The sequence below is a fragment of the Parabacteroides sp. ZJ-118 genome, from assembly GCF_011038785.1.
Classification (GTDB): Bacteria; Bacteroidota; Bacteroidia; order Bacteroidales; family Tannerellaceae; genus Parabacteroides.
In genome coordinates this window covers 1-16,618 of sequence record NZ_JAAKDT010000017.1, presented here as the reverse complement: position 1 = coordinate 16,618, position 16,618 = coordinate 1, and the positions used below count along the sequence as shown (strand labels likewise).

At 49.0% G+C, this 16,618-nt stretch carries 12 protein-coding genes; 5 read left to right on the top strand and 7 right to left on the bottom strand.

Annotated elements, in window-relative coordinates; genetic code table 11:
- Position 1 precedes the first annotated feature (1 nt).
- Together G7Y39_RS06300 and thrC are read left to right on the top strand one after the other, a co-directional pair.
- Entirely contained in the window at positions 2–1,210 is a 1,209-nt protein-coding gene (locus G7Y39_RS06300) for a cofactor-independent phosphoglycerate mutase (protein WP_165156157.1), read from the top strand.
- A 3-nt stretch (positions 1,211–1,213) separates the two neighbouring features.
- Complete coding sequence (gene thrC, locus G7Y39_RS06295; RefSeq protein WP_165156155.1) at positions 1,214–2,527, top strand: threonine synthase; 1,314 nt, start codon at positions 1,214–1,216, stop codon at positions 2,525–2,527.
- A gap of 92 nt (positions 2,528–2,619) precedes the next feature.
- On the opposite strand, the gene G7Y39_RS06290 is transcribed toward thrC, so the two are convergent.
- Together G7Y39_RS06290 and G7Y39_RS06285 are read right to left on the bottom strand one after the other, a co-directional pair.
- Positions 2,620–3,060 carry a DUF695 domain-containing protein gene (locus G7Y39_RS06290; RefSeq protein WP_165156153.1) on the bottom strand — a complete coding sequence of 147 codons (441 nt, stop codon included), beginning with the start codon at positions 3,058–3,060 and terminating at the stop codon, positions 2,620–2,622.
- 113 nt (positions 3,061–3,173) lie between these two features.
- On the bottom strand, positions 3,174–3,656 hold the full coding sequence (locus G7Y39_RS06285; RefSeq protein WP_165156151.1) for a ferritin: 483 nt from the start codon (positions 3,654–3,656) through the stop codon (positions 3,174–3,176).
- Positions 3,657–3,827: 171 nt separating this feature from the next.
- Here G7Y39_RS06285 and G7Y39_RS06280 point away from each other — a divergent pair, with 171 nt between their 5' ends.
- The gene (locus G7Y39_RS06280) at positions 3,828–4,397 is read left to right on the top strand and encodes a methylated-DNA--[protein]-cysteine S-methyltransferase (protein ID WP_165156149.1); all 570 of its coding nucleotides are present in this window, start codon (positions 3,828–3,830) and stop codon (positions 4,395–4,397) included.
- Here the strand turns inward: G7Y39_RS06280 and G7Y39_RS06275 are convergent.
- The 5 genes from G7Y39_RS06275 to abc-f form a co-directional block, all read right to left on the bottom strand.
- Positions 4,345–5,301, bottom strand: coding sequence for a transporter (locus G7Y39_RS06275; RefSeq protein ID WP_165156147.1), 957 nt, complete (start codon positions 5,299–5,301; stop codon positions 4,345–4,347). The genes G7Y39_RS06280 and G7Y39_RS06275 overlap by 53 nt on opposite strands.
- A gap of 189 nt (positions 5,302–5,490) precedes the next feature.
- Complete coding sequence (locus G7Y39_RS06270) at positions 5,491–7,476, bottom strand: glucosamine-6-phosphate deaminase (RefSeq protein WP_165156145.1); 1,986 nt, start codon at positions 7,474–7,476, stop codon at positions 5,491–5,493.
- A gap of 181 nt (positions 7,477–7,657) precedes the next feature.
- Positions 7,658–8,824: an N-acetylglucosamine-6-phosphate deacetylase gene (nagA, locus tag G7Y39_RS06265; protein WP_165156143.1), complete on the bottom strand. Its 1,167-nt coding sequence runs from the start codon at positions 8,822–8,824 to the stop codon at positions 7,658–7,660.
- Between the two features lie 12 nt (positions 8,825–8,836).
- Positions 8,837–10,003 (bottom strand): N-acetylglucosamine-6-phosphate deacetylase, encoded by a 1,167-nt coding sequence (gene nagA / locus G7Y39_RS06260; protein WP_165156141.1) that lies wholly within the window; start codon positions 10,001–10,003, stop codon positions 8,837–8,839.
- A gap of 151 nt (positions 10,004–10,154) precedes the next feature.
- A complete protein-coding gene (abc-f, locus tag G7Y39_RS06255) occupies positions 10,155–12,107 on the bottom strand; it encodes a ribosomal protection-like ABC-F family protein (protein ID WP_165156139.1) in 1,953 nt (650 codons plus the stop codon).
- Between the two features lie 266 nt (positions 12,108–12,373).
- Here abc-f and G7Y39_RS06250 point away from each other — a divergent pair, with 266 nt between their 5' ends.
- Both G7Y39_RS06250 and G7Y39_RS06245 read left to right on the top strand, forming a co-directional pair.
- Positions 12,374–12,928: a DUF3332 domain-containing protein gene (locus G7Y39_RS06250; protein ID WP_165156137.1), complete on the top strand. Its 555-nt coding sequence runs from the start codon at positions 12,374–12,376 to the stop codon at positions 12,926–12,928.
- A 114-nt stretch (positions 12,929–13,042) separates the two neighbouring features.
- The gene (locus tag G7Y39_RS06245) at positions 13,043–16,426 is read left to right on the top strand and encodes a glycoside hydrolase family 2 TIM barrel-domain containing protein (protein ID WP_165156135.1); all 3,384 of its coding nucleotides are present in this window, start codon (positions 13,043–13,045) and stop codon (positions 16,424–16,426) included.
- Positions 16,427–16,618 lie beyond the last annotated feature (192 nt).

Below are 16,618 nucleotides of genomic sequence, written 5' to 3'. Positions count from 1 at the left end.
TATGAAGCACATCATCATTTTAGGCGATGGAATGGCCGACGAGCCGATAGAGGCCCTGGGAGGCAAAACCCCAATGCGATACGCCAAGACGCCTTATATGGATAAATTGGCAAAACAGGGAGTAACCGGGCAGATGAAGACCGTAGCGGATGGCTTCCATCCCGGCAGCGAAGTCGCGAACATGGCAGTATTAGGCTATGACCTGCCCGCCGTGTACGAGGGACGGGGTGTATTGGAGGCCGCCAGCATAGGCGTCGCCCTGCAGCCCGGCGAGATGGCGATGCGTTGTAACTTAATCCGCGTAGAGGACGAAATCTTGATGAATCACTCTTCCGGCCATATCTCCACGGAGGAAGCGGACGTGTTGATCCAATGCCTCAACGAGCGATTGGGTTCCGACCGTGTCAAGTTCTATACGGGTATCTCCTACCGCCACCTCTTGGTCATCAAGGGGGGCGATAAGCGTCTGGATTGTACGCCGCCACACGACGTACCTCTCCATCCTTTCCGGCCTTTCATGATAAAACCGGAAGTTCCGGAAGCGAGAGAAACCGCCGGGTTATTAAACGAATTAATCCTCCAGTCGCAAGAGATCTTAAAGGATCACCCGGTGAACCTCAAACGTATGGCAGCGGGGAAAGATCCGGCGAACAGCATCTGGCCTTGGTCTCCGGGCTATCGTCCGGCCATGCGAACGATGCGGGAGATGTACGGCTTCGGAAAGGGATCCGTGATCTCCGCCGTCGATCTCATCCGGGGAATCGGTGTTTACGCCGGCCTCGAGGTGCTCCACGTAGAGGGAGCTACCGGATTATACGACACGAACTACGAGGGAAAAGCGCATGCCGCCCTTGAGGCCCTCAAGACAAACGACTTCGTCTACTTGCATATCGAGGCAAGCGACGAGGCCGGACACGAAGGGGACGTAGACCTAAAGGTCAAGACGATCGAGTATCTGGACAACCGTGCCGTACGTATCATCTATGAGGAAACGCGAAAATGGGACGAGCCGGTAGCGATCGCTATCCTTCCGGACCATCCTACTCCTTGCGCCATCCGTACGCATACGAGCACTCCGGTTCCATTCCTGATTTACAAACCGGGCGAGCAGCCCGACTCCGTTACCACATTTGACGAGTTTTCCGTATTAAACGGCAAATATGGCATATTGGAAAAAGATCAATTTATAAACGCATTTCTAAACGATTAGACCATGAACTATTACAGCACAAACAAACAAGCCCCCGTAGCCAGCCTGGAAGAGGCCGTCGTAAAAGGTCTGGCCGGCGACAAGGGATTATATATGCCCGAGTATATCGACTCCTTGGACGAGGAGGTGATAGCCAACATGAAGAACCAGTCCTTCCACGAGATCGCCTGCACGGTAGCGCGGATGTTCTTCGGGGAAGACATCGAGCCGGAGGTATTGGACGGCATCGTAAAAGATACGCTCTCCTTCGAGACCCCAGTGGTACCCGTAAAGGATAATATCTATAGCTTAGAGTTATTTCACGGGCCTACATTGGCCTTTAAGGATGTAGGAGGCCGCTTCATGGCTCGTCTGCTCGGTTATTTCATAAAGCAAGAGGGATTGAAGCAAGTAAACGTATTGGTCGCTACTTCCGGCGATACGGGAAGCGCCGTGGCCAACGGATTCCTGGGTGTTCCGGGCATCCACGTGTATGTGCTTTATCCCAAGGGAAAGGTCAGCCCGATACAGGAATGCCAGTTCGCGACATTAGGACAGAACATCACGGCATTGGAGATAGACGGTACGTTCGACGATTGCCAAGCGCTGGTTAAATCCGCCTTTATGGACGAGGAATTAAACCGTCATATGAAACTGACTTCGGCGAACTCCATCAATGTAGCCCGCTTCTTGCCCCAATCGTTCTACTACTTCAACGCTTACGCTCAGCTGGACAGGCTGGGGAAAGCGGACGAGCTGGTCGTTTGCGTGCCAAGCGGTAATTTCGGGAACATCACCGCCGGACTGTTCGCCTATTGGATGGGGCTCCCTATCAAGCGTTTCGTAGCGGCAAACAACCGTAACGACGTATTCTTAGAATACCTGAATACAGGGACTTACACACCCCGCCCGTCAGTCGCCACCCTAGCGAACGCCATGGATGTAGGCGATCCGAGTAATTTCGCCCGTATCATCGACCTATTCGGCATATTTCATGATCCCCACGAAGAAATATGCGCGCTGATCTCCGGACATCGCTATACGGACGAGGAAATCGCCTCTACGATACGAGCCCTCTATAAAGAGACGGGATATATCCTCGACCCGCACGGAGCCTGTGGCTACCAAGGATTACTAGACAGCGACCTAAGCGAGACCGAGACGGGGCTGTTCCTCGAGACCGCTCATCCCGCAAAATTCAAAGGGACAGTCGATAAGATATTGGAGGCAGATATCGAGATCCCCGCGAAACTGAAAGCCTTCATGGCAGGGACCAAGCAAAGCATCGAGCTGGCAAAAGATTTCAAGGGATTCAAATCTTTCTTGATGAGCCGGTAAAAACACGTATACAGGCATCGCACCACACGTACACAGGCGTGGACCCATACCTACCTATATACGGTGTGTGAGGGGGTGATGTTTGTATACGCTCAATCCACCGCCCACTCTTTCATCTCATACATATCCTTGTATTCTTCCCAATCCGGATCCACCTCGGTATAAATAGATATGGGCAATAGTTCGAAAAGAGCCAAGGCCTCATTCAAGCGTTCGCCGAATACACGCACGGTACGTGTGTAAAACACCCAGACCTTCTCTCCTCCTCCAGTATAGACACCCGTCAGGATAGCCAGCTTGTCTTTCTTTTCCATCGCCTTACGAAGCGTTTTCCCCACGGTCTCCATTTCCTCGCCAAGGTCGTCGCCGGGAAGGCCTCTTTCATCTCCCTCGTATTTCCAAGTGATCTCGACACGTTCCTTGTACTTACCGGATTCGATGAACTCATTCAACTCGTCTCGTCCGTAAACGGTGACTATTTGCCCTGACTCGTTTTCCGAGAGAGCCGTAAACCATACATCGCTTAATCTCATATCTCTATTTATCTATACGTATTCCTTACTCTGACTTTGCCGGGTAAAAGTACGATAAAAAAGGCTGCATCCGGTGAAGATACAGCCTTTTTCTATTTCCCGACGACGATTTATTATCTCTTTCCTAATCTGTGATCCATGATACCTACATGGCACTCGCCATAATTCTTCAATTGGTCTACGATTTCTTTCGCCGTTGATTCTTCCTCAACTTGCTCGTTGATGAACCAAGTCAAGAACTCACGGGTAGCGTGGTCTTTATCAGCCTCGGCGATATCAACCAATTTGTCGATCAACTCTGAGACATAGCACTCGTGTTTGTAAACATGCTCGAATACCTCCAACGGATTTCCCCAGCCTGTCGGGACTACGTTGATCTGGCCAATCGTAATATCACCTCCACGATCCAAGGCGTAATCGATCAACTTATGAGCGTGTCCCAATTCCTCATCGGCTTGTTTCTTCATCCAATGAGCGAATCCGGAAAGCCCTGCTTTCTGGAAATATACAGCCATTGACAAATACAAATTCGAAGACCACATCTCCGCATTAACTTGGGCATTGAACGCCTCTGATAATTTTTTACTTAAGATCATAATTTTATCATTATTTAGAAATGTCAAAACATTATCCGCCCACGAAATTCCACTCCGCGAATATAACTAAAAGTCGGATTCGATAGCATGCCCCACGCTTTTTTTAGGGCAATTTAAAGATGGGTTATTTCGAAAAATTCTCTAACTTACGCCACTATTTTGACAGGTACTATGCAATACACAAATAAATACAAATCTCCTTTGGGAGAAATGACCCTAGCCAGCGATGGCGACCAGCTGACGGGACTATGGTTCGACGGGCAGAAATATTTCGCCACGACTTTATCGGAAGAAAACCAAGAAAGGAATCTGCCGATATTTGAGCGAACCAAAGAGTGGCTGGATTGCTATTTCATGGGAAAGGTTCCCGGATTTACCCCGCCTATCCACCTGGAAGATACGCCTTTCCGGCTTGCCGTATGGGACTTGTTAAGTAAAATTCCTTATGGTAAAGTCGTAACCTACAAAGATCTCGCCCGGGAAATCGCCCGGGGAAAAGGTCTATCAAGTATGTCCGCACAAGCGATCGGTGGGGCGGTAGGCCATAACCCGGTCAGCATCATCATTCCTTGCCACCGTGTCGTAGGCAGCGATGGCAGCTTAACCGGATATGCCGGAGGCATCGACAAAAAGAAAAGTCTGCTTCAGATCGAACGGGCGGAAGAACTACCGCGTGAATACTTTATATTCACTGTTTCATCGCATCGTTCTTCCTCTTTTTCCACAGTTGATAACTGTTAAAAATATTTTGCCACAGTACGTAACTACCAGGACCAACAGAAGACAAGGGGTTCAAATAGGTGTAAGACATCCAGATCGCTAACACGGTATTTTTTTGTCCCAGGGCCTGTCCAGCGCTAATACGGTCATTGTATTTCGTTCCAATACGCTTTCCCCAATAAAACTGGACGATACAAGTTATCAAGCCGCCTAAGGCGATCAGGATTTCTACATAAACCTCCGCCTCGCTATTAACCAAGGATTTCACAGTCTGCCCGGTCACGATAGCCAAAGCTATGGTCCAGAGGTAAAAGGCCATATCCCGAAGTCCCGCGAGAAAGCGATGGATAGGCGGCATGAACCTGCGCAAGAATAAAGCGAGAAGAAACGGGAACAGCAGCAAAGGGAAAACCTTTCCTAATATCTTCAAGAACGCAGCAAAGAAAGTGATCTCGGCACGCGGTTCCACTAACGGGAAAACCAATGGCACGACAATCGCCGCCAATAGATTGGATAATAGGGTATAAGTAGTCAGGCTAGAGGCACTTCCCCCTAATTTCCCTGTAATCACGGCGGCTGCCGTAGCAGTCGGGCAAATCAGGCAGACCATCGCTCCCTCGAACACGTCTCGGTATGCCTCTCCCATTGGCAGCCAGAGCAATAAGGCGGCAAGCGCCAAACTGGAAACCGCTTGGATAAGCAATAGCCAACCGTGCCAAGGACTGGGCATTAATTCCCGGACAGAGATCTTACAGAAGGTCAGGAGCAGCTGGGCAAAAATAAAAAAAGGCGTCAGATACGCTATCAAAGTGTACATGAACGGCTTTGTAGGCTCCAGAAAAGTAACATTGGCGAAAACAAAATACCCTATCGCACCCGCTAACATGGAGATAGGGAGTGTCCATGTCTTGAAGAATTTCAACATAACGCCTATTCTTTTTAATCCGGGCTGCAAAATAACATCTTTCCATCGAAAGAGACAAACAAAAACATCCCTATTGTTAACACTATCACCTAAACCGTCGAAAGCGACAAGAAAAGGGACTGGGTCGTAATTCTTTTTCACGGCTCAGCCCCCCTCTCTCGACTATTGTATGTACCGGATCGCCAGTTATTACCTCAACGGGATGTATTGTACAAACGCCTCGATAGCCTCATAAGAAGCTAACCCCAACTGGCGATACAACTCAGCGGTAGCACGGTTACGGTCTTCGGCACGTTGCCAGAACAGACGCTCGTCGTCACCCAGATACGGAGCGCTCTCGGCCTGCGATTGATGCTTCAAGATAGCGTTACGTTTGAAGCGCAACTCCTCCGGACTGATAGGCACGGCCATCTCGATATGATCCATTTCCCATTCCGCCCATGCGCCACGATACATCCATACACGGCAATTCTTCATCCACTCCTCGTCTTTCACCTCGTCGATAGCGGCAAGGACGGCATCCAGACAAACCTTGTGGGTTCCGTGCGGGTCGGCCAAATCACCCGCCACGAACATCTCATCCGGCTTGATCTCCAGCAACAAAGCCTTCACTACGTCCTTATCGGCCTCGCTCAGCTCATTTTTCTTCACCAAACCCGTCTCATAGAACGGAAGATCCAAGAAATGAACATGATCGTCCTTCACGCCTGAGTAGCGGCAACCGTGACGGGCTTCCTCCCGCCGGATCGTTCCTTTCATAAAGAGGACCTCCTTCCGCTCCGGCTCGCCATTCTCCACCTTCTCGTAACGCAGGTAGTCGATGATCTCGTTCGCTTTATCCTTCACGGCCGAGTCGGGAGCGTATTTCTCACATACATCACGCAAATACTCGCAATAACGGATTACCTCCTCGTCGCCTACGGCGATATTACCGGAAGTCTCGTAAGCCACGTGCACATCATGATGCTGGTCGCACAAACGACGCAAGGTTCCGCCCATGGAGATCACGTCATCATCCGGGTGCGGACTGAACACAATCACTTTCTTCGGGTACGGGTTGGCGCGTTCCGGGCGATTGGAATCGTCAGCATTCGGCTTACCACCCGGCCATCCCGTGATCGTATGCTGGATATCGTTGAATATTTTGATATTTACATTATACGCCGAACCATATAGAGCCAATAACTCGCCCAATCCGTGCTCGCTATAATCCTTGTTTGTCAATTTCAAGATCGGTTTGTCTGTCAACTGACACAACCAAACGATCGCACGACGGATCAACTTATTATCCCACTCGCAGCTAGTAACCAACCAAGGATGGCTGATACGAGTCAAATCATAAGCGGCGGAAAGATCGATCACGACCTTGGCGTTCGGATGATTCTGCAAATAGCTGGAAGGGACGGCATCGCTAACCTTACCCTCAACGGTCTTGGCGACAATGCTGGCCTTATCCTCACCCCAAGCCATCAAGATCACGCTGCGAGCGTTCATCATCGTTGAGATACCCATCGTGATGATACCTGCCGGGACATTCTCCTGCGAGGGGAACGTACGGGCCGCCTCCTTGCGAGAAGCGCCTTCCAACAAGACCATGCGGGTACGTGAGCTAATCGTCGTTCCACCCACGTTGAACATGATATTACTGGCGTTACCGATACCTAACAACATGCAATCGATACCTCCCACGGATTGAATCGTCTCCTCATACTGGCGACAGAAATCGAGGATAGCATCTTTCGGCATGCTTCCGTCCGAACAATAAATATTCGCCGGGTCGATATCGATCTGATCGAACAGCTCCTCTTTCAGGCGAGCCAGGTTTCCTGCGCTGGGATTAGCCAATGGGTAGAACTCATATTCCACGAAAGCGACCACGTTGCGAAAACTTAATTTCTCCTCTTTATACATACGGATCAACTCCTTGTAAACGCTTAAGGGAGAACGTCCACCGGGTAAAGCGATCACGAAGGGCTTACCGATATCTTGTTTTTTACGGATTTGTGTCGCTATCTCTTTAGCGACTGCGAAAGAACCTTCCTCGGCCGATTCATAAATGTTTGTCGGAATCTTTTCCAGACGGGTCAAAACAGAATGCTCGAAAGCATTTTCCGGACGATAATACCGCAACGGTATACGCGTCAGCGTAATTTGGGAACTAAGGTTCGTTTTCATGTTTAATTATTGATTAAGTATTACAATCTTACTTGAATCACAAATATAGGAAATAAGTACTGATTCTGCCATACGCCGATAGAACAAATTTATTAGCCGAAAGGTTTGATCCATATTGTCTAAAAATAAAAAAGAGCCGCCCGGCCAACCCGGACAATCCCTTCCCTTATCATTAACGAACTTAGACCAGTGTATTCGTCTCCGGGACTAAATTTCCCATGCTCCATACCGCACGCACATTCAACTTACGATCCAATATCACGATATCGGCGTCCTTCCCTCTCTGCAAGGTTCCGGTGCGATCGCCTACCCCCATGAGGCGGGCCGGGGTCTCGGAAGCCATGCGGACAGCGTCGGCCAACGGAATATCAGCCTTCTGTACCATGGTACGCACCAATACGTCCATCGTGGCGATACTTCCCACCAATGAGGAGTGATCCGCCAACTTGCAAACGCCATCCTCGATGATAATGCGGGGATCGGATAAAGGCTTACCCTCATTGGCGGCACAAGAAAGAGCGTCCGTAACCAAGCAAGTACGTTCCACGCCTTTCAGCTTATAGACCAATCGGAGGATCGTAGAGGGTAAATGGCGTCCATCAGCGATCACCTCTACCGTCATATCGTCCATCAAGAAAACGCTTTCCACCGTTCCCTCATATTTATATTCCCGACGTTTATGAAACCCCGGCATGGCGTTATAGAAATGAGCCGCATGCGTGAAACCGGCGTTGTAAGCGGTCTTAATATCATCAAACTCCGCTTCCGTATGCGAGATTGCGGGCAGGATTCCCCTCGACTTCAGGTATTGGGCGAACTCAAGCGCACCTGGTATCTCCGGACTGGAATCCCAACGCTTGATGCAATCCGTCCGTTCCAATATCTCTTTATACTCCTCCGGGTCGGCGGGATTCTCCTTATCGATAAATAAGCTCGCCGCCATCTTCGGATTCAAATACGGTCCCTCGATATGCAATCCCAAGATAGGACCCTCTTTTTTCCTCATCATTTCCTCGCATACGGTTACCGCCTTATCGATCACCCCGATTTCCGGAGCCAACACGGTAGGGAATATCGTCGTGGCCCCATGCTTCTGATGGGCGGCCACCGCACCGTGGAAAGCCTCTTCCGTACATTCGGAGAAGTCGAAGCCCCCACCGCCATGGATATTCATCGCCACGAAACCGGGGACGATATACATTCCTTTCGCATCCACCACCTTGGCGCCAATCACCGCTAAATCGCTATTTGTAACCTCTAAGACCTTCCCGTCGCTAATCAATACGGAACCATCCTTCACCCATCCTTGCGGCGTAAGGATACGGCCATTTATAATCTGTGTCAACATAATCGTTCTTGCTTAGACTCGTTTATTCGTACCTTCAACCAACTTACCCATCGCCCAGACCGCACGGACATTCAAGTCTCGGTCTAATAAGACGATATCGGCGTCTTTGCCCCGCTGCAACGTTCCCTTGCGATCGGATACGCCCATGATACGGGCGGGAGTCTCCGACGCCATACGCACAGCATCCTCCAACGGGATCTCGGCCTTCTGCACCATCGTGCGGATCAGCCGGTCCATCGTAGCGATACTACCTGCCAAGGCCGAGCGGTCGGCCAACTTGCATACGCCATCCTCAATGATGACACGGGGATCGAAAGCGACTTGGCTATCACTGGCGGCGCAGGCCAAGGCATCTGTGATCAGGCAAGTACGTTCCACACCCTTTATCTTATAGACCAAACGAAGGATCGTAGGCGGCACATGGATACCATCCGCAACGACCTCGACGGTCATATCATCGAGCAGATAGATACTTTCCACCGTCCCCTCATATTTGTACTCGCGGCGTTTGTGGAACCCCGGCATGGCATTATAGAAATGGGTAGCGTGGGTATAACCTGCCTCATAGGCGGTCAAGATATCCTCAAATTCAGCTTGAGTATGCCCCACCGAGGCGAGTACGCCTTTCGAGGTGATATATTTACCGAACTGCATCGCTCCCGGAAGTTCCGGAGCGGCGTCCCAGCGCTTGATACAATGCGTCTCCTCCAACAAAGGGATATATTCCTCCGGATCGGGATTCTTGATATTCTCCGGGATTTGGCCGCCGGCCATTTTCATGTTGAAATAATGCCCTTCCAAATGAAGCCCCAAAACCGGGCTATCCTTCTCGGCCATCAGTTTCTCGGTAGTCTCGGCGGCAGCACGGATCATCGGGACAGTAGAAGAGGATAAGGTGGGGAAGATACTGGTCGTACCGTGTTTCATGTGCGTGGCTACCGCCGCACGGAAGGCGTCCTCGGTACCCTCCATAAAATCACGCCCCCCACCTCCATGCACGTGGATTTTCACACCACCGGGGACAATATACATACCTTTGGCGTCTATCAAGGTTGCCCCTACTACTGCTAAGTCGCAGTTCGTTACTTCTAAAATCTTACTGTCGCTGATCAATACCGACCCGTCTTTCAGCCAGCCTTGCGGGGTAAGAATCTTTCCATTAATGATCTGAGTTAACATGATATGAGTTTTAAGCTTTCGCGTTCTTTTAGGTTGACAAAGTTAAGGACTTTTCATTACAATAAACTACCTGTTTACGGTTATTTTCGACTCAAAAGGAAATAAAATCCACCGAGCCTCATCAACCCTTTACGGTTCCCTACCCAAGCGATTATTTCGCACCCGCGTACGACAGCTCTTCCAGCTCCAGGGTACGTTCCGTCCAAAGATCCATCGCGTCGGACAGCTCTTTTTTCATGGCGGAATACTCGCCATATAGGGAGACATCCGATGTACCCTCGGGCGTGGCCAACTTCGCCTCGATAGCCGCCATGGATGCCTCAAGCTCCGAGATACGGGCCTCGGCCTCGGCTACTGCCTTCTCCGCTTTCTTGATCGCCTTGCTCTGCTCCTTCCGGGCTTCATAGGAAAGTTTATTCCGGGAGGATCGCGCCTCCGAGATACTCACGGCAGAGATATTCGTCTGCGAAGAACGCTCCAACTCACGTAAGCTATCCATCTTCTTATGCTCCAGAAAATCATAGATGCCCCCCAAATGCTCTTTCACCCTTTGGCTTCCGAACTCATAGACCTTATCTACTAGGCCGTCTAGAAACTCACGATCGTGAGAGACGATAATCACGGTTCCGTCGAACTCCTTCAAGGCATCCTTCAATACATCTTTCGAGCGCATATCCAAATGGTTTGTCGGCTCATCGAGAATCAGCAGGTTGACCGGCTCCAATAACAAACGGATCATCGCCAAACGAGTACGCTCTCCACCCGACAAGACCTTCACCTTCTTATCGGAGGCCTCACCACCAAACATAAAAGCGCCTAATATATCACGGATCTTCAAACGAATATCCCCTTGGGCTACGTAATCGATCGTATCGAAAACGGTAAGGTTCTCGTTCAATAGCTGCGCCTGGTTCTGGGCGAAGTAACCGATCTTCACGTTATGGCCTAATTGTAGCTTACCGGTATAATCGGTGATCTCGTTCATGATACATTTCACGAGCGTAGATTTACCCTCACCGTTCTTACCTACGAAAGCCACCTTGTCACCCCGGTTGATCGTTAACGTCACATGCTCGAAGATCACGCGATCACCATACTTTTTCGCCACGTCCTCGCAAATAACCGGATAAGAGCCGGAACGTGGGGCAGGTGGGAACTTCAACCGTAGCATAGCGCTATCCACCTCGTCCACCTCGATGCGATCCAACTTCTCCAATTGCTTTATGCGGGATTGCACTTGCACGGATTTCGTCGCCTTATAACGGAAACGCTCGATGAAAGCTTCCGTATCGGCCACTTTCTTCTGTTGGTTCTCATAAGCGCGCATCTGCTGCTCACGACGTTCTCGCCGGAGCACGACGTACTCCGAATATTTCACCTTATAATCATAGATGTTCCCTAACTCGATCTCAAGGGTACGAAACGTGGTATTATCGATGAAGGCACGGTCATGCGATACGAGGATCACGGCATTGGCACGTGTCGCGATAAAGCTCTCCAGCCATTGGATAGACTCGATGTCCAGGTGGTTTGTCGGCTCATCCAGTAACAAGACGTCCGGCTGGCGGAGCAAAAGCTTAGCCAGTTCGATACGCATGCGCCATCCACCGCTAAACTCGGAAGTTGGACGATCGAAGTCCTCACGGGAGAAGCCTAGCCCGACCAGCGTACGTTCCAGCTCCGCATGATAGTTATTGCCGCCCATCATCTGAAAATGCTCGGTCAAATAAGTGACGCGGTCTATCACCTTTTGATAACCTTCCGACTCGTAATCCGTACGCTCCGCCAACTGGATATTCAGGCGGTTGATCTCCTCCTCCATCTCATGGATATGCTCGAAAGCGCACTCCGCCTCCTCCCGGACCGTACGAGTATCTACCAATCGCATATGCTGCGGCAAGTATCCGATAGTGATATCCTTCGGCACGCTAACGGTTCCTGAAGTGGGTGATTGCAGACCGGCGAATATCTTCAACATTGTTGATTTACCCGCTCCGTTCTTGCCCACCAAGGCTATGCGATCTTTCTTGTTTACTACAAATGAGATGTCATCAAAAAGCGTGAAACCGCCAAACTCGACTGTTAGTCCTTCAACCGAAATCATACTACCTCTTTATTTATAACCGCGAAGATACAACAGTTCAAGGTTTACTCACAAACTTTTCAATCAATATCAGCACATCACACACGATTCCAAAAGAAATCCCTAATTCAAACACGACGGAGGATTGATTGAATGGTCGCGGATTGGAGGACTTATACAAGCCTGATCAATAGTAAGGCACCTATTCCATTTATTCCTTTATAAACCGTTATTTATCCTGAAAAAGTTCGTACCTTCGTCCCTTGTTAATAACTAATTATTAAATCATGAAAAAGAAAAGCTTAACTTTATTACTAGCGACTACGGTGGCCGGTAGCATCCTGTTTTCGTCCTGTATAGGATCTTTTAGTTTGACGAACAAGCTTTTAACATGGAATAGAAGCATCGACAGCAAGTTTGTTAATGAGTTAGTGTTCATTGCTTTCTGGATTGTCCCGGTTTACGAGATTTCTGCTTTGGCTGATTTCCTTGTGATCAACTCTATCGAATTTTGGAGCGGGAGCAACCCTGTAGCGGATGTAGGTAGCGTTAAAACAATCGATGGTAAAGACGGCGTTTATACCGTAGAGACAAAAGCCGACGGATACCATATCCAAAAGGAAGGCGATGAGAAAGCCGTTGACTTCGTTTTCAACGAAGCGGATCAGAGCTGGAATGTGGAGGCTGACGGTGAAAGCACAAAATTGTTAAAATTCAAGAGCAATGACGAAGTTGTCATGTTCCTGCCGGACGGTAAAGAGATGAATGTAGCGTTAAGCCCATCCGGAGTTTTGGCGTTCCGGCAGGTAGCTTACGGATATTCTTACTATGCGGCTAACTAATCGAGGATCAAAAATTGAAAGTTGAGAGTTATAAGGAAGAGCTATTCCCGATTTTTAATTTCCAACTTTCAATTTCCAACGATTCAATGCTAATCTAAATGAAATACGATACCTATGAGCTCTATCAAGAAAATAATGCTTTCCGGAGCATTGGGTTGCCTTGTTTCCGGAATAACTTATGCGGCGGACGGTTCTTCACCCCGGCCCGTAAAACCTTATTGGCAAGACATTCAAGTCGTAGCCGTAAACAAGGAAAAACCCAGAAGCTCCTTCATGAGTTACGCGGACCGAGAAACCGCCCTCACCTCTCGATTTGAGAAAAGCCCGTACTATTCCCTATTAAACGGTACTTGGAAATTTTTCTTTGTCGACTCTTACAAAGATCTTCCTCAAAATATCACAGATCCTTCCGTTAATACCTCTTCATGGGATGATATAACCGTTCCCGGGAACTGGGAAGTACAAGGACATGGCGTAGCCATTTATACGAATCATGGTTACGAGTTTAAGCCAAGAAATCCCCAACCCCCTTTATTGCCGGAGGCGAATCCAGTTGGCGTATACCGCAGAGATATCGAGATCCCCACAAGTTGGGACAACCGGGATATTTATTTACACATCGGCGGAGCTAAATCCGGCCTTTACGTATACTTAAACGGGAAAGAAGTGGGTTATAGCGAGGATTCCAAGAATCCCGCCGAGTTCCTGATCAATCAATACCTGCAACCCGGAAAGAATGTGCTTACATTAAAGATATTCCGTTGGAGTACCGGCTCTTATCTGGAATGTCAGGATTTCTGGAGAATGAGCGGTATCGAGCGTGACGTATTCCTTTGGTCTCAACCAAAGGCCGGTATTCAAGATTTCCGCGTCATCTCGACCTTGGACGATACGTATACGAACGGAATCTTCAAACTGGCGGTTGACTTAAAGAATCATACGCAAGAAACGAGAGACTTAACTGTCGGATATGAGCTTTTGGACGCGAAAGGTAATTTTGTGACCTCCGAGGCTAAAGACATATGGGTAAGTCCCTCAGGTCCTCAAACAGCATCATTCGAGTACGATTTAAAGAACGTGGCCCCTTGGAGCGCCGAGCATCCGAATCTATACAAATTATTGATGACGATCAAAGAAGATGGTAAGGTAATCGAGGTCGTCCCATTCAACGTTGGTTTCCGTCGGCTCGAGATGAGGCAAATCGACCAAGTAGCGGAGAACGGGAAACCTTATACGGTCTTCTTATTCAACGGGCAACCGGTGAAGTTCAAGGGGGTCAATATCCATGAGCATAACCCAGAAACCGGACATTACGTAACCGAGGATATCATGCGTAAGGATCTCGAACTGATGAAGCAAAACAATATCAACGCTGTCCGTCTATGCCACTATCCGCAAGACCGTAAATTCTATGAACTCTGCGACGAATACGGATTGTATGTTTACGATGAGGCGAATATCGAGTCTCACGGCATGTATTACAGCCTGAGGAAAGGCGGCACTTTGGGAAACAATCCGGAATGGCTGATCCCGCATATGGACCGTACCATGAATATGTACGAACGAAACAAGAATTATCCAAGCGTTACTTTCTGGTCACTCGGAAACGAGGCTGGAAACGGATACAACTTCTATCAAACTTATTTATATCTGAAAGACAAGGAAACAAATAGCATGAATCGCCCGGTGAACTACGAACGTGCCCTTTGGGAATGGAATACGGATATGTACGTACCTCAATACCCGAGCGCTGAATGGTTAGAAGAAATCGGACGTAAAGGTAGCGATCGTCCGGTAACTCCTTCGGAGTATTCACATGCGATGGGTAACTCTTCCGGTAATTTATGGGATCAATGGAAAGCGATCTATAAATACCCGAACCTGCAAGGCGGATTCATCTGGGACTGGGTGGATCAAGGTATCTTGGAAAAAGATGAAAACGGACGTGAATACTACACCTATGGCGGCGACTACGGAACAAATGCTCCCAGTGACGGAAACTTCCTTTGTAACGGCTTGGTAAACCCGGATCGTACCCCGCATCCCGCTATGGCGGAGGTTAAATACGCCCATCAAAATATCGGGTTTGAGGCGATCGATTTGGCGAACGGTTTATTCCGCGCCGTAAACCGTTTCTATTTCACGAACCTAAAGAAATATAGGATCCACTATAGCGTAACGGCCAATAACAAAGTCGTACGCTCCGGTAAAGTCTCTTTGGATATAGAGCCACAAGCCTCTAAGGAATTTACGGTTCCCGTAGGCAACTTAAAGCCACAAGCCGGTACGGAATATTTCGTAAACTTCAACGTAATGACCGTAGAAAAAGAGCCGTTACTCTCTATCGGACACGAGATCGCTCGCGATCAATTCCGCTTACCGATCGAAAGCCCCAAGAAGGCGTTTAAGACCAAGGGTCCTAAATTAACGGTCTCAACAAATGGAGATAACTTATCGGTATCCTCCTCAAAGGTAAACTTCGTGTTTAACAAAAAGACCGGAATCGTTACTTCTTATAAAGTGGATGGTACAGAATATTTCTACGAGAGTTTCGGCATCCGACCGAACTTCTGGCGTGCGCCGACCGATAACGATTACGGGAATGGTATGCCCAAACGATTGCAGGTCTGGAAGGAAAGCAGCAAGAACTTCAACGTAACAGACGCTACCGCCACTATGAAAGGCAATAACGCCGTGGTTAACGTAAACTATTTATTGCCGGCAGGAAATCTATACATTATTAATTATACGATCTATCCTAGCGGAGCTGTAAATATTGCCGCCCGTTTCACATCCACGGATATGGATGCCGCCCAAACCGAGGCATCGGAAGCTACCCGTACGGCAACTTTCACTCCGGGACGTGATGCCGCCCGCAAGGAGGCTTCCAAGTTGAATGTTCCCCGTATCGGTGTCCGCTTCCGCTTACCGGTCGGCATGAACCAAGTGGAATACTTCGGACGGGGACCCGCGGAAAACTATTGGGATAGAAACGCCGGCAGTATGATTAGCGTATATAGATCTACAGCCGAGGAATTATATTTCCCGTATGTACGCCCACAGGAAAACGGCCACCATACCGACACGCGTTGGGTATCCGTCAGCACCGGGAAGAAGGGTTTGTTAATCCAAGCGGATAACACGATTGGATTTAGCGCTTTGCGAAATTCCATTGAGGATTTCGATGATGAGGAAGCGACCGGCCTACCCCGTCAATGGAGTAATTTCACACCGGAGCAAGTAGCGAACCATGATGAAGCCGCGGCAAAGAATGTATTACGCCGCCAGCATCATATCAACGATATCACGCCTCGCGACTTCGTTGAGGTTTGCGTCGACTTGAAACAACAAGGCGTAGCAGGTTACGATAGCTGGGGTTCGCGTCCGGAACCAGCTTATACATTACCAGCAAACCGGGAATACAACTGGGCCTTTACCCTGATTCCGCTTAACCCACATTGCCACAATAGACCTTTCGTAAGGTTAAACAATCTTTAATTTCGATGGTTTTATGCGGTTTTTGCTGTGTCTATGTGTTAAAATCAGGTTATTTTGGTTCCATACCCCCTCTGTAGTACCCCCAGACTTTTGGCTGTCGTCGGTACAATGCCGACCTTTGTCCCATGCACATAGGAACAGTCTATAAAACCAACAGCAAGGGTGAACGCAAAGCCTACTATCGCCTTGAGG

Coding starts and splice junctions, on each gene's coding strand:
- G7Y39_RS06285 (WP_165156151.1), bottom strand. CDS start 3,656: ATGATCTTAAGTAAAAAATTATCAGAGGCGTTCAATGCCCAAGTTAAT.
- thrC (WP_165156155.1), top strand. CDS start 1,214: ATGAACTATTACAGCACAAACAAACAAGCCCCCGTAGCCAGCCTGGAA.
- abc-f (WP_165156139.1), bottom strand. CDS start 12,107: ATGATTTCGGTTGAAGGACTAACAGTCGAGTTTGGCGGTTTCACGCTT.
- G7Y39_RS06280 (WP_165156149.1), top strand. CDS start 3,828: ATGCAATACACAAATAAATACAAATCTCCTTTGGGAGAAATGACCCTA.
- G7Y39_RS06245 (WP_165156135.1), top strand. CDS start 13,043: ATGAGCTCTATCAAGAAAATAATGCTTTCCGGAGCATTGGGTTGCCTT.
- G7Y39_RS06300 (WP_165156157.1), top strand. CDS start 2: ATGAAGCACATCATCATTTTAGGCGATGGAATGGCCGACGAGCCGATA.
- nagA (WP_165156143.1), bottom strand. CDS start 8,824: ATGTTGACACAGATTATAAATGGCCGTATCCTTACGCCGCAAGGATGG.
- G7Y39_RS06270 (WP_165156145.1), bottom strand. CDS start 7,476: ATGAAAACGAACCTTAGTTCCCAAATTACGCTGACGCGTATACCGTTG.
- nagA (WP_165156141.1), bottom strand. CDS start 10,003: ATGTTAACTCAGATCATTAATGGAAAGATTCTTACCCCGCAAGGCTGG.
- G7Y39_RS06290 (WP_165156153.1), bottom strand. CDS start 3,060: ATGAGATTAAGCGATGTATGGTTTACGGCTCTCTCGGAAAACGAGTCA.
- G7Y39_RS06250 (WP_165156137.1), top strand. CDS start 12,374: ATGAAAAAGAAAAGCTTAACTTTATTACTAGCGACTACGGTGGCCGGT.
- G7Y39_RS06275 (WP_165156147.1), bottom strand. CDS start 5,301: ATGTTGAAATTCTTCAAGACATGGACACTCCCTATCTCCATGTTAGCG.